The organism is Stenotrophomonas sp. 2619, from assembly GCF_040548725.1.
Taxonomy (GTDB): Bacteria; Pseudomonadota; Gammaproteobacteria; order Xanthomonadales; family Xanthomonadaceae; genus Stenotrophomonas; species Stenotrophomonas maltophilia_AP.
The window spans coordinates 1-20,304 of sequence record NZ_JBEPSF010000026.1 but is presented as its reverse complement, the minus strand read 5'-3'; the positions used below and the strand labels follow the sequence as shown (position 1 = coordinate 20,304).

The 20,304-nt window shown below is 68.8% G+C and carries 17 protein-coding genes; 5 read left to right on the top strand and 12 right to left on the bottom strand.

Annotated features, from left to right (window positions below; translation table 11 throughout):
• Positions 1-11: 11 nt before the first annotated feature.
• The 6 genes from ABIA71_RS20100 to ABIA71_RS20075 all read right to left on the bottom strand — a co-directional run bounded on the left by ABIA71_RS20100 (position 12) and on the right by ABIA71_RS20075 (position 9,518).
• Positions 12-1,172: an AAA family ATPase gene (locus ABIA71_RS20100; RefSeq protein WP_354287650.1), complete on the bottom strand. Its 1,161-nt coding sequence runs from the start codon at positions 1,170-1,172 to the stop codon at positions 12-14.
• 66 nt (positions 1,173-1,238) lie between these two features.
• The gene (locus ABIA71_RS20095) at positions 1,239-2,309 is read right to left on the bottom strand and encodes a sensor domain-containing diguanylate cyclase (RefSeq protein WP_354287648.1); all 1,071 of its coding nucleotides are present in this window, start codon (positions 2,307-2,309) and stop codon (positions 1,239-1,241) included.
• Between the two features lie 70 nt (positions 2,310-2,379).
• A complete protein-coding gene (locus ABIA71_RS20090) occupies positions 2,380-3,102 on the bottom strand; it encodes a pseudouridine synthase (protein ID WP_038689523.1) in 723 nt (240 codons plus the stop codon).
• A gap of 45 nt (positions 3,103-3,147) precedes the next feature.
• Positions 3,148-4,812, bottom strand: coding sequence for a sensor domain-containing diguanylate cyclase (locus tag ABIA71_RS20085; RefSeq protein ID WP_354287646.1), 1,665 nt, complete (start codon positions 4,810-4,812; stop codon positions 3,148-3,150).
• A 141-nt stretch (positions 4,813-4,953) separates the two neighbouring features.
• Complete coding sequence (locus ABIA71_RS20080; RefSeq protein ID WP_354287644.1) at positions 4,954-7,383, bottom strand: putative bifunctional diguanylate cyclase/phosphodiesterase; 2,430 nt, start codon at positions 7,381-7,383, stop codon at positions 4,954-4,956.
• A gap of 176 nt (positions 7,384-7,559) precedes the next feature.
• A complete protein-coding gene (locus ABIA71_RS20075) occupies positions 7,560-9,518 on the bottom strand; it encodes a DEAD/DEAH box helicase (protein ID WP_354287642.1) in 1,959 nt (652 codons plus the stop codon).
• Positions 9,519-9,783: 265 nt separating this feature from the next.
• Here ABIA71_RS20075 and ABIA71_RS20070 point away from each other — a divergent pair, with 265 nt between their 5' ends.
• On the top strand, positions 9,784-10,014 hold the full coding sequence (locus ABIA71_RS20070) for an RNA-binding S4 domain-containing protein (RefSeq protein WP_038689530.1): 231 nt from the start codon (positions 9,784-9,786) through the stop codon (positions 10,012-10,014).
• 6 nt (positions 10,015-10,020) lie between these two features.
• Here ABIA71_RS20070 and ubiM read toward each other — a convergent pair whose 3' ends face one another.
• The 4 genes from ubiM to ABIA71_RS20050 form a co-directional block, all read right to left on the bottom strand.
• Positions 10,021-11,241: a 5-demethoxyubiquinol-8 5-hydroxylase UbiM gene (gene ubiM, locus ABIA71_RS20065; protein ID WP_354287640.1), complete on the bottom strand. Its 1,221-nt coding sequence runs from the start codon at positions 11,239-11,241 to the stop codon at positions 10,021-10,023.
• 99 nt (positions 11,242-11,340) lie between these two features.
• On the bottom strand, positions 11,341-11,730 hold the full coding sequence (locus ABIA71_RS20060; protein WP_354287638.1) for an MAPEG family protein: 390 nt from the start codon (positions 11,728-11,730) through the stop codon (positions 11,341-11,343).
• A gap of 30 nt (positions 11,731-11,760) precedes the next feature.
• The gene (locus tag ABIA71_RS20055; RefSeq protein WP_354287680.1) at positions 11,761-12,294 is read right to left on the bottom strand and encodes a DUF4019 domain-containing protein; all 534 of its coding nucleotides are present in this window, start codon (positions 12,292-12,294) and stop codon (positions 11,761-11,763) included.
• A gap of 56 nt (positions 12,295-12,350) precedes the next feature.
• Positions 12,351-13,496 (bottom strand): COG3904 family protein, encoded by a 1,146-nt coding sequence (locus ABIA71_RS20050; RefSeq protein WP_354287636.1) that lies wholly within the window; start codon positions 13,494-13,496, stop codon positions 12,351-12,353.
• A 169-nt stretch (positions 13,497-13,665) separates the two neighbouring features.
• Here ABIA71_RS20050 and ABIA71_RS20045 point away from each other — a divergent pair, with 169 nt between their 5' ends.
• From ABIA71_RS20045 to ABIA71_RS20035, 3 genes are all read left to right on the top strand, one after another.
• Positions 13,666-15,132 (top strand): DNA-3-methyladenine glycosylase 2 family protein, encoded by a 1,467-nt coding sequence (locus ABIA71_RS20045; RefSeq protein ID WP_354287635.1) that lies wholly within the window; start codon positions 13,666-13,668, stop codon positions 15,130-15,132.
• Positions 15,129-15,620 (top strand): methylated-DNA--[protein]-cysteine S-methyltransferase, encoded by a 492-nt coding sequence (locus tag ABIA71_RS20040; protein WP_354287633.1) that lies wholly within the window; start codon positions 15,129-15,131, stop codon positions 15,618-15,620. The genes ABIA71_RS20045 and ABIA71_RS20040 overlap by 4 nt, the downstream gene beginning before the upstream one ends.
• A gap of 87 nt (positions 15,621-15,707) precedes the next feature.
• Positions 15,708-16,964, top strand: coding sequence for an alkaline phosphatase family protein (locus ABIA71_RS20035; RefSeq protein WP_354287631.1), 1,257 nt, complete (start codon positions 15,708-15,710; stop codon positions 16,962-16,964).
• Positions 16,965-17,055: 91 nt separating this feature from the next.
• Here the strand turns inward: ABIA71_RS20035 and ABIA71_RS20030 are convergent, their stop codons facing one another.
• Together ABIA71_RS20030 and ABIA71_RS20025 are read right to left on the bottom strand one after the other, a co-directional pair.
• Complete coding sequence (locus ABIA71_RS20030) at positions 17,056-17,238, bottom strand: 30S ribosomal protein THX (protein WP_038689543.1); 183 nt, start codon at positions 17,236-17,238, stop codon at positions 17,056-17,058.
• 116 nt (positions 17,239-17,354) lie between these two features.
• Positions 17,355-17,768, bottom strand: a complete 414-nt coding sequence (locus tag ABIA71_RS20025) for a MerC domain-containing protein (protein WP_354287629.1) — start codon at positions 17,766-17,768, stop codon at positions 17,355-17,357.
• Between the two features lie 167 nt (positions 17,769-17,935).
• On the opposite strand from ABIA71_RS20025, the gene ABIA71_RS20020 reads away from it, so the two are divergent.
• On the top strand, positions 17,936-20,131 hold the full coding sequence (locus ABIA71_RS20020) for a TonB-dependent receptor (RefSeq protein ID WP_502961289.1): 2,196 nt from the start codon (positions 17,936-17,938) through the stop codon (positions 20,129-20,131).
• The last annotated feature ends 173 nt before the right edge of the window (positions 20,132-20,304 follow it).

Below are 20,304 nucleotides of genomic sequence, written 5' to 3'. Positions count from 1 at the left end.
ACGCTGGGCACCTAGCGCGACGGCCAGTGCCAGGCAGGTGCGTCCAGTAGCCCCTGCCCCATCACCTCGGTTCGGCTGAAGGGCTTGTGCAGCCCGATGGTGTGACAGGCCGGTGCGGCCTGCAGTGCCGCGATCAGCCGGCTGGCGTGCGACACCACCCACAGCTGGCTGCGTGCACTGGTCGCGATGATCAGCCGCGCCAGCGCAGGCAACAGGTCCGGGTGCAGGCTGGTTTCCGGTTCGTTGAGCACCATCAGCGGCGGCGGTCGCGGTGTATGCAACGCGGCGACCAGCAGCAGGTAGCGCAGCGTGCCATCGGACAGTTCCGTCGCCGCCAGTGGCCGCAACAGGCCCGGTTGCGAGAACTTCAGTGCCAGGCGTCCCTCGTGTGCGTCGATGTGTACCTGTGCGCCCGGGAAGGCATCGTCCACCGCGCGGACCAGCGCAGGCGCATCGCCGATTTCCAGGATCGTCTGCCAGGCCGCCGCCAGGTCGTGGCCATCGTGGCTGAGCACCGGGGTGCGGATCGCCAGCGTGGGCTGCCGTGCCGGCGCGCCACTGTCGGTGCGGAAATGGTCGTGGAAGCGCCACCGCCGGATGTACTCGCGCAACTGCATCACTTCCGGCATGCGCTGGGGATCGGCCAGCTGGGTGAACACGCTGTCGAAGGCCGACAGCGGTTCGTCCAGGCCTTCCCAGCCCTGCCCGCTGCGGCGCCGCACGCGCGCGCCACGGCGCTCCACCAGCAGCGCGCTGCTGCGCAGGAACGGCCCGGCCCAGATGCACTCGGACTTGATCTGCGGCTCCAGATCGAACATCGACCGGCTGGGCACGGGCAGCCCCAGGTCGATGGCATATCCGAAGGTCTCGGCGGCGAAGCCCAGCCGCAGCGACACCGGCTGGGCGCGGGCCGTGCCCTGCACCGGGATCTCGCCCTGGCGCATGCGCCGGTCGATCTGTTCGGGACCGGCCCAGAGCGCCGAGCCCAGGCCGCCCTCGCCGGCCAGGGCCGCCGCGACGCTGCCCTGCGCGGTTTCGGCCAACAGCCGCAGCGCGCGGTACAGGCTGGACTTGCCGCTGCCGTTGTCGCCGGTGACCAGGTTCAGGCGCTCCATCGGCACCACCAGATGGTGCAGTGAGCGGTAGTTGGCAATGGCAAGGGTCTGCAGCATGCGCAAGGCTCGGCGTGGAAGGCCCGTCAGTCTGCGGCAGCGCGTTCGCAGGGGGTGCGACGCGGCTCAGTCCGCGCGCACCACCCGGTTGCGGCCTTCATGCTTGGCCCGGTACAGCGCCGCGTCGGCACGTGCCAGGGTCTGGTCCACGCCGTCGCCATGGCGATGGGCGGCCACCCCGATGCTGATCGTCAACGGAATGCCCAGCGGCAGGTCGGCCACGGCCATGCGCAGGAAGTCGCACTGCAGCTCGGCGGTGCCCAGCGGGGTGTCGGGCATCAGCACCACGAACTCTTCGCCGCCGTACCGTGCCGCCAGTCCCTGCCCGGCGAAATGCGCACGGAGCAGGCGCGACAGCTCAGCCAGCACGTGGTCGCCGGTGGCGTGGCCGTACAGGTCGTTGACGTTCTTGAAATGGTCGATGTCCAGCAGGGCCACGGCGGTCTGCCGTGGTTGTCCGTCGGCATCGGTGACCGCTGCTTCCAGCGCCAGGCTCATCGCCCGCCGGTTGGGCAGCCCGGTCAGTGGGTCGGTGCGGCTCTGCTCGGCCAGGTCGGCGTTCTGCTGTTCAAGCAGGGCGTTGTATTCGGACAGGCGCTGTTCGTACCAGGCGCGGTCGCGCATGTGCTGCTGGATCTCATACGCGTAGCGGCGCAGCTCCATCACCAGCGACACCTGCCGCGACAATGCCGCCAGCGCCTGGGCCTGGTCCGGCCGCAGGTGCCCGGGGTTGGCGTCGAACACGCACAGCGTGCCCAGCGGCAGGCCATCGAAACTGAGCAGCGGCGCGCCGGCATAGAAGCGGATATGCGGGTCGTCGACCACCACCGGGTTGTCGAAGAAGCGCGGGTCCTGCAACGCGTCTTCCACCACCATGACCTGGTCGGGCTGCAGGATGGCGTGCCCGCAGAAGGAGATGTCGCGCGAGGTCTCCGTGGCATCCAGCGCCTGGCGCGCTTTGAACCACTGGCGGTCGCGGTCGACCAGGGTCACCGCCCCCATGCGGGTGCCACACAATGCCGTGGCAATGGTCACCAGATCCTCGAAGGATCGCTCCTTGGCGGTGTCCAGGATCTGGTAGCGCTGCAGCGCCTGCAGGCGCTGCTCTTCGTTGTCCGGCAGGGACGGCTTGATCATCGGCGGCAGGCAGGCTCGTTGTGCCTGCGCAGTCTAGCCGGAGTGCCGGCTCACCGCGTGACGCGCGCCCTTACCATTCCAGCTGCTTGGGCAGCAGGCCCTTGAGCTCGGCGTCGGTCAGGTTGCGCCACTGGCCCGGCTTGAGCGCGCCCAGCTTGATGTTGTCGATGCGCACGCGGCGCAGCTGGGTGACGCGGAAACCGAACGCCGCGGCCATCAGGCGGATCTGCCGGTTCAGGCCCTGCTGCAGGGTGATCCGGAAGCCGAACTTGGCCAGCTTGCTGGTGCGGCACGGCAGCGTGGTTTCATCGTGGATGCGGACGCCGCGGGCCATGCCGCGCAGGAACTCGTCGGTGACCGGCTTGTTGACCGCCACCATGTATTCCTTCTGGTGCCCGTTCTCGGCACGCAGGATCTGGTTGACGATGTTGCCGTTGCTGGTCAGCAGGATCAGGCCTTCGGAATCCTTGTCCAGGCGGCCGATCGGGAAAATCCGCTGCTCGTGGCCGACGAACTCGACGATGTTGCCCTTGACCGTGCTTTCGGTGGTGCAGGTGATGCCGACCGGCTTGTTCAGCGCGATGTAGACGTGTTTGCGGCCGCCGGCCTTCTTGGCTTCACGGGCACGCAGCGGCTGGCCGTCGACCAGCACCACGTCACCCTCGCCAACCACCGCACCGGTACCGGCCGGGTGGCCATTGACGGTGACGCGGCGTTCGCCGATGAGGCGGTCGGCTTCACGCCGGGAACAGAAGCCGGTTTCGGCGATGTGTTTGTTGAGTCGGATTGTCATCGCCCCATTATCCGGCAAACCCGGCCCGCGCAGGGCGCCGGCTGTTCACACACGCAATGCCTCGTCGGCCGGAACGGCCTGATCGGCGTCGAATACCTGGTTGCGACCGGCCCGCTTGGCGCAGTACATGGCGTGGTCGGCGCGGCGCAGCAGCGAGGCCAGGTCGTCGCCGTCCCCGCGCAATACGGCCAGGCCAATGCTGCCCGACACCTCCAGCCCCGGGATGGCCAGCACCCGGGTCACCGCCTGCACCTGCTGGCGCACGGTTTCCAGGCGGGCGAAGGCGCTGGCACGGTTGGCGCCCGGCAGCAGCACCAGGAACTCTTCGCCGCCCATGCGGATCACATCGTCGTGGTTGCGCACCGAATCGCGCAGCTGGCGCGCCACCGCCACCAGCACCTGGTCGCCCACGGCGTGGCCGAACTGGTCGTTGATGTCCTTGAACAGATCGATGTCCAGGAACCCGATCGCCAGCGGCTGTTCGTCCTGAACGGCACGTTCAAGGTAGTGGGCCAGCTTGCGCAGGCCGGCGCGTCGATTGGGCAGACCGGTCAGGGCATCGGTATCGGCCAGCTGGCGCAGTTCGTCGCGCTGCCGGCGCAGCCGCCCCAGGCGCAGGTTGAGCGCGTAGGCGGCCATCATCAGGAACCAGGTGGTCGCCAGCTGCAGCGACTCGATCCGGTAGGCCACCAGCCACTGCGCGTGCAGCCCATCGGCAATGATCATGATCCACCACGGCGCCAGCGCGCTCAGCCCGGCCAGCGCATAGCGGTCGCGGTGCAGCACGCCCCAGCTGCCGGCCGCCAGGCAGGCCACGCACCCCAGCACGAACAGCCCTTCCAGCCCCGCGGCCACAACCGGCAACATCGCAAAGTGCATCCAGGGCACGCCCAGGCCCAGCGCGAACAAGCCCCACAGCAGCACATGCTGGGCCGGCCGTGACCCGGGCCAGCGACGGTCGCCGCCACACAGGCGCCACAGCACAGGCAGCAGCACTGCCTCGGTGAACGCGGTCAACGACACCAGCCACCACGAGGCGCGGTTCTCGACCGGCAACCACGGCTCGGGGTACCCGCTCAGCCCACCCAGCACGGCCTGCCACAGCACCAGCAACAGGCAGATGGCCACGTAGATCAGGAACGAGCGGTCCTTGGCGGTCACATAGCCCATCAGCGCCGACAGCGCCAAGGCAATGGCCACGGCCACACAGGCCGCGCGCACCAGCAGCCGGGCGGTATCGTCCTGCTGGACCGGGCTGGGCGCGCCCAGCTGCACGGTGGGAATCCAGCGCGGCTTGATCGGCGCGGCCCAGGACACCACGATCGGTTCGTGATCGCCGGCCGTGGGGACCACCACCATGCCCACCCCGGCCCGGAAGCGGGAATCGCGGGTGCGCGCGTCATGCATGCTGCCGCAGATCTGGCGGTCACCGTGGCTGATCCGTACCTCGCCGGCCAGCACCCCGAACACGTCCACCGCCTGCGGCTCGCCGGACCAGCCGCCCGCGGGCGCGGGCACGTGCAGCACCTGCTGGTGGCGGGCCAGCACCTCGGCAGTGCAGGCGCGCTGGGGCGTGCGTTCGGCAGTACCGGCGCCCAGCAGCAGCACGTCGGTGCCCACCCGGGTGGTGGCGGCGGACACACTGTCGGCGGCCGCCCAGGCGGGCAGCAACAGCAGGGCCAGCAGTACCTGCACTGCGCCCCATCCCATCCACCTGCCGCGCCATCCCCTCACACCCTGCCCCACCTTCGATGCCGCCACGCAGGTCGCGTGCCGCCCCTGGCCGGGATTATCGCCCGAACCAGGCGCCTTCACGCGGCACACCGGCGCCGGCGGTGCGGGCCATGGGTCTCATGTCAGGCCCGGCCGGCCCTCCGAGGGCAGCGCACTGCGCCCCGGCCACAGCGCCGGCTGGGTCATCCGCTCCAGTGCCATCGGGCGCTCGATCGCATACCCCTGCAGTCCGTCCACCCCCAGCACCTGCAACTGTTCGGCCACCTCGGGCGATTCCACCCATTCGGCAATCACGGTCATGTGCAGCTCGCGGCCGATCTCGGTGATCGCGCGCACCGCCGCGCGGCTGACCGGATCGATGTCCATGTCGCGCACGAACACGCCGTCGATCTTGAGCATGTCCGCCGGCAGCTGGCGCAGGTAGCCGAACGAGGACAGCCCCGAGCCGAAATCGTCCAGCGCCACCTGGCAGCCGCGCGCCTTGACCGCTTCGATGAAGCTGCGCGCCTGGGCCAGGCTGCTGATCGCCGCGGTCTCGGTGACCTCGAAGCAGAGCTTGCGCGCCAACCCGCGGTTGCGTTCCAGCAGGTCGCAGACGAAGGCCAGGAAACTCGGCTCGGCAATCGACTGCGCCGACACGTTGACGTTGCACAACCCCAGCCGCTGCACGTGCGCCGGGCACACCTGCAGGTGGCGGAACAGCAGCCCCAGCACATGCCGGTCCAGTGCCATGCCCATGCCGTAACGCTCCACGGCCGGCATGAATTCACCGGGCCCCTGCAGCACGCCGTCGGGGTTGCGCATGCGGACCAGCACTTCGTAATGCAGGAAACCCGGATCGCCCACGCGCTCGATGCGCTGCGCATACAACAGCATGCGGTTCTCGGCGATGGCACTGGTCACCCGTGCCAGGCGCTCGGCTTCCTGCCGGCGCTCGTCCAGCGCCATGCGGCTTTCGTTGTAGCAGTGCACGCGGTTGCGTCCGGCTTCCTTGGCGGCATAGCAGGCGCTGTCGGCCGCACTCATCAGCCAGTTCACATCCACCGCCTCGCGGGTCACCTCCACCACGCCGATGCTGCAGCTCACCCGCAGGCTGCCGTCGCCATGCTGGAAGTTGGCCTGGCCCAGCGAACGCACGATCCGCTGCAGCACCTGCTTGGCCTCGTCCTGGGCCGCATTGGCCAGGAACAGCGCGAACTCGTCGCCGCCCAGGCGCCCTACCCAGTCACCTTCGCGTACCGCCCCCACCAGGTAGTCGGCGAAGTTGCGCAGCAACTGGTCGCCCGCCGCGTGGCCCAGCCCGTCGTTGACCAGCTTGAAGTAATCCAGGTCGATGTAGCACAGGCTGTGCACGCCGCCGTGGTTGCGCACATCGAGCAGGGACTGCTCCAGCAGGCGTTCGATCTCTCGCCGGTTGATCAGCCCGGTCAGCGGATCGTGGCTGGCGTGGTGCTGCACCTCGCGGGCCAGCGCGTGGTTCTGCGACACGTCCTCCACGATGGCGAACACCGACACCTCGCGGCCGGCCGTGCGCACCAGCGTGCCGCTCCAGCGCCCCCACATCAGCCCACCATCGGCGCGCCGGAAACGCAGTTCGGCCGGGCGCAGCTGGCGGCCCCAGTCGATGCGGCCCGCGTCGTCGAGCACCAGTTCACCCTCGGCCACCAGGTTCTGGATGGACAGCCCGAGCAGGGCATCGCGCGAGTAGCCCAGAATATCGGCCATGGCCTGGTTGACCTCAAGGATGGCGCCTGTGTGGTCGAATTTGGCCATGCCCACCGTGGCCTGGTAGAACGCCGCACGGAAGCGGCTTTCCTGCTCCAGCAGGTCGCGCCGCACGCGTCGCGACAGCATCACGGCCACGACGGTGATCAACAGCACCGACAACCCGCCCACCAGCAAGGTGGTGATGCGTACGATCGAGGCCGTGCGCTGCAGTGACATCGAAAACGCCTTGGCACGCGCCTGCAGGTCACGGTCCAAGGTCTGCAGTTGGTCCTGCAGGAGCGCCTGGGTCACCGGTTCAACATCGCGGCGGGTATGCAGGGCCTGCGCCGCGCCGAGCAAACCGGCCAGCTGCAGCAGCGGCGCGTCGGTCTGTCGCCACAACCGCACCGCATCCTTGAAGTAGCCCAGGTGGCCCAGGTAGCGGAACGACAGGATCAGGCGGTTGATGTCACCTGGCGCATTGCCGCCGGCCAGGAACCCGCGCCGCGCCCGGGCCAGGTCGGCGTCGTCCTGCTCCAGCGCGCGGCGCGCGTCCAGATCGCCCAACGGCACGGTCAGGGCCTGGCGCGCCTCGGCCAGGTCGCGCGGCCGACCATGGGTGATGTAGCGGCTGAGTGCGAAGCTGGCCTGCTGCTGGCTGCGCGACCAGTGGCTCTGGCCGACGATCCACGCGGTGGACGCGGCCTGCAGCTCCTGGATCAGCGCGGAAATGCCCACCAGGCCAATGGCCATGCCGGTCAGCAGGACAAAGCGCAGGGTCAAGCCCCGCGTGAGATACGGTACGGCTGTTGCAGCAACATCCCTGCCAGTTGCCAGCATCGCGGATCCCCCCGGAGCCGTGGAGTGGGTGGTGTATCGATCCCATCAACCTGCAGGCTAGAGCGGCGGATGTTGACACCGTGCGAAGTCGGTCGACAGCCGCCCGGGGCGTTTTGCGCCCCCCGGAAACGACAACGCCAGCCCGAAGGCTGGCGTTGTCTGGATCGCGTGGGCGATCAGCCGTTGCGCGGACCGCGCGGCTTGAAGCCGTCACGGCGCGGCGGGCGATCGTTGCCACCCGGGCCGCCTGGACCGCCACGATGGCCACCCGGACCACCCGGACCGCGCGGCTTGCCGCCGAACTTCGGCTTGAACGCCGGACGCGGCGACGGGGTCAGGTCTTCACCCGGCTCGACCTTGCGCATCTGAAGCTGCTGGCCCGACACCCACACCTTCTTGAGGTGGGTCAGCAGGTCCTGCGGCATTTCGGCCGGCAGGTCCAGCACCGAGAAGTCGTCGTGGATGTCGATGCGGCCGATGAAGCGGCTTTCCAGCCCGGCTTCGTTGGCGATCGCGCCGACGATGTTGCCCGGCTTCACGCCGTGCACGTGGCCCACTTCGATGCGGAAGGTTTCCATGCCCGGCTCGGCGGCACCGCGCGGGGCGATGTCACGGCGCGGGGCGCGTTCGAAGCCAGCGTCGTTGCTGCCGAAGTCGCCCTCGGCACGCGGCGGACGCGGGCCACGGTCGTCTTCACGACGCGGACCACGTTCGAAGCGCGGCTCGAAACGGGCCGGACGCTCGCCACGGTCGTTGCTGCGCTCGTTGCGCTGGTGCGGAGCACGCTCCTGATGGGCACCACGCACCGGCGGGGTCAGCAGGAACGGCGAATCGCCCTGCAGCAGCTTGGCCAGCGCGGCGGCGATGTCGATGGCCGGCACGTTCTTCTCGCCTTCCAGGCGCTGCAGCAGGTCGCGGTAGAACTCGGTGCCGCCGGCATCGAGCGCATCGCTGATGCGGCTCATGAACTTGGTGATGCGGGTGTCGTTGACCGCGTCCACGCTCGGCAGCTGCATCTCTTCGATGGGCTGGCGGGTGGCGCGCTCGATGGCACGCAGCATGCCCTTTTCACGCGGGGTGGCGAACAGGATCGCGTCGCCGGTGCGGCCGGCACGACCGGTACGGCCAATGCGGTGCACGTAGCTTTCGGTGTCGTACGGGATGTCGTAGTTCAGCACGTGGCTGATGCGCTCCACGTCCAGGCCACGGGCGGCCACGTCGGTGGCCACCAGGATGTCCAGCTTGCCTTCCTTGAGCATGCCGATGGTGCGCTCGCGCTGGGCCTGCTGCATGTCGCCGTTGATGGCGGCCGCGGCCAGGCCACGCGCCTGCAGCTTCTCGGCCAGCTCTTCGGTGGCCGCCTTGGTGCGCGAGAAGATGATCATCGCATCGAACGGTTCCACTTCCAGGATGCGGGTCAGCGCGTCCAGCTTGTGCATGCCGCTCACCCACCAGTAACGCTGGCGGATGTTGGCCGAGGTCGTCGTCTTGCTGACGATGGTGACTTCGGCCGGGTTCTTCAGGTAGGTCTGCGCGATGCGGCGGATCTGCGACGGCATGGTGGCCGAGAACAGGGCGACCTGGCGGGTCTCCGGCAGCTTCTTCAGCACCGCTTCGACGTCGTCGATGAAGCCCATGCGCAGCATTTCATCGGCTTCGTCCAGCACCAGCGTCTTCAGCTCGGACAGGTCCAGGGTGCCGCGCTCGAGGTGATCGATCACCCGGCCCGGGGTGCCGACGATGACGTGCACGCCACGGCGCAGGGCCTGCAGCTGCTGGCCGTAGGGCTGGCCGCCGTACACCGGCAACACGCGGAAGCCGGGAATGCCCGACGAATAAGTCTGGAACGCCTCGGCGACCTGGATGGCCAGTTCGCGGGTGGGCGCCAGCACCAGCACCTGCGGCTTGGTCTGGTTGAAATCGAGGTTGGACAGCACCGGCAGCGCGAAGGCGGCGGTCTTGCCGGTACCGGTCTGGGCCTGGCCGAGCACGTCGCGGCCTTCCAGCATCGCCGGGATCGTGGCAGCCTGGATGGGCGACGGGGTCTCGTAGCCGACGGTGGCGACGGCCTGCATCACAGCTTCGGACAGGCCGAGGTCTGCGAACAGCAGCGGCGCGGAGGATTCTTGGGACATGGGGAACTCCAAAGCACTGCCGTTGAGGAGGCAGTGAGATAAAAAAGGGGATGGTCCGCGCTTTGGGCGCCCTTTCTTATCGCGTGCCCTGGCGCTGCTCGGTCGGAGGAGAATTCACTCACTCAGGGGGCGATGATACCGCATCGCACCTGAACAACGTGTACAGCTTCCCATCTGCATGCCGTTCTGCCGCCCGCTGGCGCACAATACGCGCCCTTTCCCGGCCCGGCCACCTGTCCGCGCCCCTTCCCAGGATACCCGCTCCATGCAGACCCTCGAATTTGAACTGGACCGCGACTACGTCGAGCTCAAGCAGCTGCTCAAGCTGGCCGACCTGGTCACCAGTGGCGGCGAGGCCAAGACCGTGATCGGCGACGGCCAGGTCCTGGTCGATGGCGAGGTCGAACTGCGCAAGGCCTGCAAGATCCGCGGCGGCCAGGTGGTGCAGTTCGGCGACACCACCATCAACGTGCTGGCCGACAGCGACGCCCCCTGACCCGCCTCAGACCCGCGCCTCGCGCTGGGTCAGGTGGGCGGCGATCAACTGGCGGAACGGGGTCACCCCGTGCGCCAGGCGCAATCCGGCCCGGCGCAGCATCCGCGCGGGCAGGCGGTCATCGGTGTAGAGCGTGGCAATGGCATTGGTGGCCTCGTACAAGGGGCGCGAGGCCAGCCGGTGGCTGCGCTCAAAGCTGGCCAAGCCGGCCGGTGCGCCGATGTCGCCGCCGCGGGCCGCCGCTTGGTTGAGCACGTTGGCCAGCCGGTGCGCGCCGGCCAGGCCCAGGTTGAACCCGTGCGCGGTGACCGGATGCATGCCCACGGCCGCATCGCCGATCAACGCGCAGCGATCGCCCACGAACGCATTGGCATACACCCCTACCAGCGGATAGGCCACCGGTGCCGCGCTGGGGACCATCGCCCCCAGCCGCTGTTCGAACAGGTCGGTGATGCTCTGCCCGAAGCGGGCCGGGTCCTGCGCCATCAAGGCCTCGATCTGGCGCGGCGGCAGGGTGATCACGGCCGAGGCCTGGTCGCCGTTGAGCGGCAGCAGCGCCATCGTGCGGCCATACCCGAACCACTCCCACGCGGTGTGCTGGTGCGGCACCTCGATCTGCATCCGGCAGACCAGCATCGACTTGCCGAAGTCGCGCATCCGCGCGCCGATGCCCAGCATGCGCCGGGTGCTGGAAAAGCGGCTGTCGGCGGCCACCACCAGGCGTGCGGCCAGGCGGCGTCCATCGGCCAGGGTGACCACGCTGCGCCCTGCGCCCGGCAGGACGCCGGCCACGCGCGTCTCATCCAGCAGCTGCAGGCCCGGCTGGTCCTGCACGCTGGCCCAGGCGGCGCGGCGGATCAGATGGTTGGGGACCAGCCAGCCCAGGTCCTGCGTATCGCGCTGGGTCGCGGCAAAGGTCAGGGCGAACGGCGAACTGCCGTCCATCACCTTCGCATCGCGCAGCGGGGAGATCTCGGCCGGGTCCAACCGCTGCCAGATGCCCAGCGCCTCCAGGATCTGCCGCGAGGCATGGGTCAGCGCAATCTCGCGGCCGTCGAAGGCCGCGTCCGCCAGTGCCGCGCGTGGCTGCTGTTCCACCAGCGCCACCTGCAGGCCGCTGCCGGCCAGCGCGCGGGCGAAGCACAGCCCGGCTGGGCCGGCGCCCACCACCACCACGTCCACCGGCTGCTCCGGCATGCACTGCTCCTGCGGGGGTTGGTCCGACATGTCCGATCCTGCGCTAACGGGTCCATGCCAGCTTAGCGCCGAACCCGCGCGCCCCGCCTTGATCTGGATCAGCGGCGGCAGCTGCCGTTCACTGGCCTGTTACAGCAACGCCCACAGCAACAGCACGATGCCCACCAGCGACACCAGCCACACCAGGCTGCGCACGTACGGTACGCCGGCGGCGTACAGCGGCAGATACACCAGCCGCGCCCAGAAATACAACTGCGCGGCCAGCGCGGTCAGCCCATCCTGGCGCTGGGTCAGCACCACCGCCAGGATCGCCGCCGCGAAGAACGGGAAGGTCTCCATGAAATTGGACTGGGCACGCTGCAGGCGCCCGGTCAGCGGCCGCACCGGCGGAGTCTGGCCATCGCGGGCCGAGGCGTTCCACTGCAGCCCGCGTTCGCGGGTGACGGCAGTGGAGGCGGCGAACAGGTGCACGATGCCCAGCAGCATCGACCACACCAGCATCTGGATCTCGATACTCATGCTGCACTCCTCAGGAAATGACGGCGTCGATCAGGGCGTGGCGGCGCGCACGCTATAGCCGGCCAGACGCCAGACCCGGTCTTCGTCCAGCCGGAACGAGACCAGCTCGCGCACCGGCTGGGCACTGTTGGCAAACCGGGTGGGGAAGCTGACGTTGATGTACAGCCCTTCAGGCACGGTTGCACCGGCGGCGTACTTGACCCGGGTCACCACCGGCTGGCCGCGCGCAGCCAGCGCGCCCAGGCGCTTGCGGTCAGCGCTGAGCTGGCTCACGAAGGCCTGCTCGGTGACCGATTTCTTCGCCACGGCCGAGGCCCCTTTCCATGCCTCGGCGGCGCGGTTGGTGTCCACCAGCTGCGCCACCTGCAACGCGGCCGCACTCATTTCCGCATCCTGCTTGTGCACCTGCGCCTGCTGCGCCGGGGTCAGCGCCGGGCGTGCCGCGGGTGCGGCAGCCGGTGCCGGGCGCGCCGGGGCCGGCGCGGGGGTGGCCGGCGGCGGGGTCTGGGCCTGGGCAACAGCAGCAAGCAGGAACGAAGACAGCAGAAGCGGAACACGCATCAGGACACCGTTGGCTGGAAGGATCCAGGCCAGTCTACGGGAACCCCGTGAGCGGTTCGTCAGTTGCGCTCGGCGGTTTCCGGCGCGGGCTGGCCGACGTCGCTGGCGGTACGCTCGGCCGGCGCGTCACGGACCGGTGCAACGCTGGACGGCAGCAACGTGGAGACGTCGATCTCCGATAGCGGGCTCTCGTCCGGGCAGGTGGCATCGGGGAATCCGTAGCGCTGTTTGAGCGTCTGCCCACAGCTGTTGACGGTCTCCAGTTCGGCGCCTTCGCGCTTGCAGGTCTGGTCGAATGCGATCAGGAACGCGTCCTTGCGCCGCACGAAATCATCGCCGCATTTGCGCATCTGCTTGATCCGCTCCAGGTCGTCCTGCACTGCGTTGGTGCCATCCAGCCCGAACTGGCGCAGTTCGTCGCTGGTCAGCAGGCGCAGGCTGCGGTTGGGCACGGTCATCATCAGGTCGGCCACGCCCACCGCCACGCCGTTGCGCTGCAGGTAGTCCTTGACGTTGTCGTAGACCTCATGGAGCTCGCGGTTGAGTTCGGCGCGCGAGGTCGCCTTGGAACTGATCCGCATCATCCGATGGATGCCAACCTTGCCGGCCACCAGGCGGTTGTCGCCGGCGGCCAGCACGAACACGCAGGCGCTGTGGCAGACCGAGCCTTCGCGGATCCAGATGGTCCAGTTGGATTCGCCGATGCGGTCGCCGGCCACGATCGCCGCTTCCACCTGGCCGCCGCTGGAATCCAGGTCCAGCACGCGTTTGGAGATGCGTTGCGCGTCGGCCACCATCGCCAACCGCGCCACCAGCTCGGAGAAGCCGGGGTTGATCTTGCCCACGTAGCGCACCCGCACCAGCCCGCGCTCCACGCACGGTGCCAGCGCGGTGTCGATGCTGGCGCGATCCAGGCTTTCCAGCGCGATGCCATCGCCGCCTTCGCCGGCGTAATCGGTGTCGCAGCTCACCCACGCCTTGCCGTTCTCCAGCACCGCCTCGCCCCAGCCCTGGTCGCCGCGCTTGGGTGGCAACGGTGCCGGCGCGGGCGCATCGGCGGCATTGAACGACACCATGTGGTCGCCATCGGCGGTCTGCGCGCGCACCGCCTTGTCGGCGGCGGTGACGTTGCCGGGATTCTCCAGCTGGCTGCAACCGGCCAGACCCAGGCACAACAGGGGCAACCACCACGACTTGAGCAACATGAACGACCCGGTATCCGTACGAAGGAGCGCGCGCAGCGGCGCGTGAACACACAGTCTAGTGCGCGCGACCGTCGGCGCGGGAACCTGCCCTGAACCAGAGCGGCCGGCCTGCGCATTGCTGTCCGAAAATGGCGAGCCGAGCGCGGCGGCCGGGCATAGACTGGCCCCCATGGACACCGCCCTGCCCCTGGACTACGCCGCCTGCGAAAGCGCCCGCCTCGCCCGCGATGCGCGCTTTGACGGGGTCTTCTTCACCGCCGTGCGCAGCACCGGCATCTACTGCCGGCCGGTATGCCCGGCGCCCCCGCCGAAGCCGCGCAACGTGGACTACTACCCCACCGCTGCAGCGGCGGCGGCTGCCGGTTTCCGCCCGTGCCTGCGCTGCCGCCCGGAACTGGCGCCGGAGGCCCAGGACGCGCTCAGCAACGAAACGCTGCAGCGCGCGCTGGCCCTGATCCACGACGGCTACCTGCAGGACGCCGCGGTGCCGGCGCTGGCCACCCGGCTGGGCCTGAGCGCGCGCCAGCTGCAGCGCCTGTTCGTGGCGCGCCTGGGCGCAGCGCCGGCGCAGATCCATGCCACCCGCCGCCTGTTGCTGGCCAAACAGCTGCTCACCGAAACGGCGCTGCCGGTGACCGACGTGGCGATGGCCGCCGGTTACAACAGCCTGCGCCGCTTCAACGCCGCGTTCGTGGACGGCTGTGGCATGCCACCCACCGCGATCCGCCGCCAGCGCGGGGCCCTCGATGACGGCGCGCTGACCCTGCGCCTGGGCTATCGGCCGCCGCTGGATTTCGACGCGATGCTGGATTTCCTGCGCCGCCGCTCGATTCCCGGCATCGAATGCATCGACGCGGACAGCTACCAGCGCGTCATCGGCCCGCCCGAACGGCCCAGCGTGCTGCGGGTCACCGCCGACCCCAAGCGCGGCGAGCTGCGCCTGCAACTGGGCCAGGTGGACCCGCGTGCCATCCCCGGGATCGTGCGCCGGGTGCGGCGGATCTTCGACCTCGATGCCGACCTGCGCATCGTGCACGCCACCCTGGCGCAGGACCCGCTGCTTGCGCGCGGCATCGCCCTGCGCCCGGGGCTGCGCGTGCCCGGTGGCTGGGATGGGTTCGAGGTGGCGGTGCGCGCGGTACTCGGCCAGCAGGTCAGCGTGGCTGCCGCCACCACCCTGGCGCGTCGCGTGGTGGATCGGTTCGGGCACGCGTTGGCGGGCATGCCGGTCGGACTGGACCGCCAGTTCCCCACCCCGCAGGCGCTGGCCGAGGCGCCGTTGGAGAGCATCGGGCTGCCGAAAACCCGCGCCGCCACCGTGCGGGCCGTGGCCCTGGCAGTGGCCGAAGACCGCCTGGATTTCAGCGCCGGCCAACGCCTGGAAAGTTTCGTCGAACGGTGCGTGGCCTTGCCCGGGATCGGGCCGTGGACCGCGCATTACATGGCATTGCGCGCACTGGCGCTTCCCGATGCCTTCCCCGCTGGCGACCTGGTGCTGCAGCAGGTTCTCGGCGAAGGAACACGCCTGAGCGAACGCGCCACCGAAGCGCGTTCGCAGGCCTGGCGACCGTGGCGCGCCTATGCCGTGCTGCACCTGTGGCACCTGTCCACCCCCACCTCCGGAGTGAGCCCATGACCCTGTTCTACGACACTTTCGACAGCCCCATCGGCGCATTGACCGTGGCCGGTGACGCCCAGGGCATCCACCACATCCTGTTCGAAAACAACCGCTACGACGCCAAAGGCCGTGCGCAGTGGCAGCGCGACGCCGATGCACTGCGCGATGCACGCACACAACTGCTGCAGTACCTGCAGGGCGAGCGCCAGCGTTTCGAATTGCCGCTGGCACCGCATGGCACCGATTTCCAGCTGCGCGTGTGGAAGGCGCTGGCCGACATTCCGTTTGGCCAGACCTGGAGCTACGTGGAGCTGGCCCGCCACATCGGCCACCCGACGGCCAGCCGCGCGGTGGGTGCCGCCAATGGCCGCAACCCGCTGCCAATCGTGCTGCCCTGCCACCGGGTTATCGGCAGCAGCGGCGCCCTCACCGGCTTCGGCGGCGGGCTGCCGACCAAAGCTGCGCTGCTGCAGCTGGAAGCGCAGACCGGCGCGCTATTCGCCTGATCGCGCACGCGGCGCACACCGCGCACGCGCTCTGACCGTGCCATCGGTTGTCTTCGCCGCGTCACCCCGCCGGACTATCATGGCCGGATGACTTCCGTCCGCCTTTCGTTGGCGCTTGCCGCCACCCTCGCGTTGACCAGCTGTGCCAGCGTTCCTTTCGACTCCCCGACGGCCGGCAGCGCGCCGATCGCCACGCCCGCCGCCGCGCCGAAGCTGCTGCTGGTGTCCATCGACGGCCTGCGTGCGGACATGCTCGACCGCGGCATCACCCCCAACCTGTCGCGCCTTGTCGACGGGGGCGTGCGTGCGCGCTGGATGACACCGTCCTATCCGTCCCTGACCTTTCCCAACCACTACACCCTGGTCACCGGGCTGCGTCCGGACCATCACGGCATCATCCACAACAGCATGCACGAGGATGCGCTGGGCAGTTTCCGTCTGAGCAAGCGCGAAGCGGTCACCGATGCCCGCTGGTGGGGCGGCGAACCGATCTGGGTGGGCGCGGAAAAAGCCGGTGTTCGCACCGCGACGTGGTCCTGGCCCGGCAGCGAAGCCGCCATCCAGGGCGTACGCCCCAGTCAGTGGCGCACCTACGATGCCAGCGTGCCGTTGCCCGACCGGGTGGACCAGGTGCTGGGCTGGGTTGGCCAGACCGACGCCGATGCACCGCGGTTGGTCACGCTGTACATGGAACAGGTCGACCACGCCGGACACGACTATGGCCCCGATTCGCCCGAATACGCCGCGGCGATCGGCGAAGTCGACGTCGCCATCGGCCGGCTGCTGGACGGCCTGCACTCGCGCGGGCTGGACGCCAGCACCAACGTGATCGTGGTGTCCGACCACGGCATGGCCAGCGTGCCCGACGGCCAGACCATCGCGATTGAAGACATGGTCGACCCGACGATTGCCACCGATGTGTCGATGGGGCAGTCGGTGGGGTTTGCGCCTTTGCCGGGCAAGCGCCGCGAAGCCGAAAAGGTACTGTTGGGTGCACATGCGCAGTACGACTGCTGGACCCGGCAAACGCTGCCGGCGCGCTGGCACTACGGGTCCAACCCGCGCATTCCCCCGATCGTGTGCCAGATGCACGAGGGCTGGAACGCGCTCAGCCGCGCCAGCGTGGCCGCCCGAACGCCGGGCACCCGCGGTTCGCACGGATACGACAACGCCCTGCCCTCGATGCGCGCGGTGTTCATCGCACGCGGTCCGTCGTTCAACCAGGGCCAGACCATCGCAGGCTTCGACAACGTCGATGTGTATCCACTGCTGGCGCGCCTGCTGGGCATTCCAGCGGCGCCCAACGATGGGGATGCGGAGCGGTTGCTGCCGGCGCTGCGCTGACCCGGACACCGCGCGTAAGCCGAGGTGTTTGTTTGACGCATAAAAAAAACGCGGCGCAAGCGCCGCGTTTTCTTCGACCCGCCAGGCGGGATCAACCGGCCTTGGCGACAGCCTTCTTGGCCACGGCCTTCTTGGCCGGTGCCTTGGCAACGGTCTTCTTGGCGACCGGCGCAGCTGCACCCACGGCCACCTTGCTCACCACGTGCGAGCGCGAATTGCCGTAGCTGGCGTTGAAACGCTTGCCCTTGGCGGTCTTGCGGTCACCCTTACCCATGTCGTCAACTCCTTAGTCTGAAACCTGATTCTGATTACCCCGCACTGACACGGGTTCGGCGGGGCCGCCCTCTCAGGCGCCCCCGCGCACGATCTGGAAGCCTACCATGCGCGCTCTCAATGAGCACAGCTGGCGTCGTGGACGTGGCCGTGGTTCAGGCGCAGGTTGACCAGATGGGCCACGCCGACCAGCACGCCGCCCAGGGTCATCACCACCGCATGCGGCACGGCTGAATGGTGCAGCGGTGCATACAGCAGGCCGGCCCAGAGGGCGGTCAGCCCGGGCAGCAGGAAGCCCAATGCGCGCAGCGCGCCATGGCGGCGGTAACCCCAGACCAGACTGAACAGACCCAACAGGGTCACAAAGCAGACCAGGGCCAGTTCCACGCCGTCGCTCATCCAGACCGACAGGCCCAGCGACGGTGCAGCGGCCAGCAGAATCGGCAGCACTGCGCAGTGCACGGCGCACAGCAGGGAACCGGTGGCACCGAAGCGATCCAGCAGATGACGGACTCGAGCGAACAGGGGCATGACTTCCAGCAGGGTCGGCGAAGCGTTATGGAATAATATAACATCAATCCCGACGCGCACTCCCGTCCCTCCGCTCCTCCCCCTGAAACGCCCCGTTCCACCGTTCCCCGGGTTTCGCGCGCCCCACCATTGATACATTATAACAATTGACCGACGGACCCTTGCCCATGCGCTCTTCCCGCTCCCTTCAGCCGCACGCCCTGTCCCTGGCGCTCGCCGCGGCGCTGATTCCCTCGCTGGCGCTGGCCGCCGACGAGGCTGGCCAGCGTGACCACCACCTGACCGAACTGTCGACCGTGAAGGTGACGGCGTCCCCGCTGCAGGGCGATGCCGAGTCGCTCGCACGGCCGGTGGACGTGCTCGCCGGTGAGCGCCTGGACGAGCAGAAGGCCGGCACCCTGGGCGATACCGTGGCCAAGCTGCCCGGTGTGCAGAGCACCTTCTTCGGCCCCGGCGTGGGCCGCCCGATCATCCGTGGGCAGGAAGGTCCGCGGGTGGCGGTGCTGTCCAATGGCATGGGCAACATGGATGCCTCCACGGTCAGCGCCGATCACGCCACCAGCATCGAGCCATTCCTGGCCGACCAGATCGAAGTGCTGAAGGGCCCGGCCACGCTGCTGTTTGGCAGTGGCGCGATCGGTGGCGCGGTGAACGTGGTGGACGGCCGGATCGCCCGCGACCTGCCGGACCGCCCGCTCAGCGGTCGCGCCGAACTGCGCGGCAATTCGGTCAATGACGAGCGCAGCGGTATGTTCCGCCTGGATGGTGTGAGCGGCAACGTGGTGCTGCATGTGGATGGTCTGGTACGCAACGGCGACGATTTCCGCATCCCGGGCTACGCGGTGATCGATGGCCTGGAGGACCACAGCGGGCACGACCACGAGGACGGTGACAGCGACGAGCCGCGTCGGGGCCGGCTGGACAACAGTTCGATCCGCACCCGTGCCGGTGGCGTCGGCGCGACGTGGCTGGGGGAAGGCGGCTATCTGGGCGCCTCGGCCAGCACCTACCGCACCAACTACGGCATTCCCAACGGTGCGCACGTGCATGCCGACGATGACCATGGTCACGACCACGATCACGACCACGACCATGGCGACGAGGAAGAAGGCGACGAGCATGACGTTCGCATCGACATGGTGCAGAACCGGTTCGAGGCCAAGGGCGGGATCTACAACCCGGTATCGTTCCTGAAGAACATCAACCTGCGCACGGCCTATACCGATTACGAGCATGTGGAGCTGGAGGCCGGCACGCCGTCCACGCGCTTCACCAACCGCGGGATCGAGGGCCGGCTGGAAGCCGTGCAGCAGCAGATGGGCGGCTGGGACGGCGCCTTCGGGCTGCAGTTCGGCAACAGCGACTTCGGCGCGAAGGGCGAGGAAGCGTTCGTGCCGGATACGGGGACGAAGAACATCGGTCTGTTCGTGCTGCAGGAGAAGCAGTTCGGTCCGTTCAAGCTGGAACTGGGCGGTCGCCATGACCAGGTGAAGCTGGACCCGACCGGCGACTACCGCGCGCGCAAATTCGATGCGACGAACCTGTCCGCGGCCGGCATCTGGACGCTCAACGATGCCGTGGATCTGCGCTTCGGCATCGACAGCTCCGAGCGCGCGCCGACCAACGAAGAGCTGTATGCGGCCGGTGCGCACATCGCGACGCGTTCGCTGGAGATCGGCGATGCGAACCTGAAGACCGAACGTGGGCAGCGGGTCGAGCTGGGCATCCATACCCACAGCGACCGCGTCGACTTCTCCGCCTCGATCTACCAGACCAGGTTCAAGGACTTCATCTATCTGGCGGAGACGGGGGTGGTGGAATCGCTGCCGGTGCGTCTGTGGACGCAGCAGGACGCAACGTTCAAGGGCGCCGAGGCCGAAGCGCTGTTCCATCTGTTCGAGGGCAACGCAGGCGACTGGGATCTGCGGGTGTTCGGCGACTATGTGAAGGCGGAGCTGGACGGCAGTGGCAGCCGCAACGTGGACATCGCCGTGCCGCACGGCGACCACAACCACAATTACAGCGTGGAGTTGGCCAACACCGGTTACCTGCCGCGGATCGCGCCGGGCCGGGTGGGCGCGGACCTGCGCTGGTCGCGTGATGGCTGGCGGGCATCGGTGGGCGCGGTGCGTTACAGCAGCCAGAAGGATGTGGCGCAGAACGAGGATCCGAGCAAGGGCTACACGCTGGTGGACGCACACCTGGCCTACCGCTGGGACCGCAACGACAGCAACAGTTACGAGATCTTCCTGGACGGCAGCAACCTGACCAACCAGGAAGTGCGTCCGCACACCTCGCTGCTGCGCGACTACTCCCCCCTGCCGGGCCGCGGCGTCGCCTTCGGCATCCGCGCCTTCTTCTAAACCACACGCTTTGCGACTGGGGTCGTTTGATCACCCTGAGGGGGCCGAAAGGCCCCCTTTTTTTTAAGCCAAGAGCGCTGTTTCCGTTTGCTACCAAGCTGGGCGGGGGGGGGGGGGGGGGGGCGGCCCCCCCCCCCCCCCAACCCCCCCAACCCAACCCCCCCCCCCAGGGG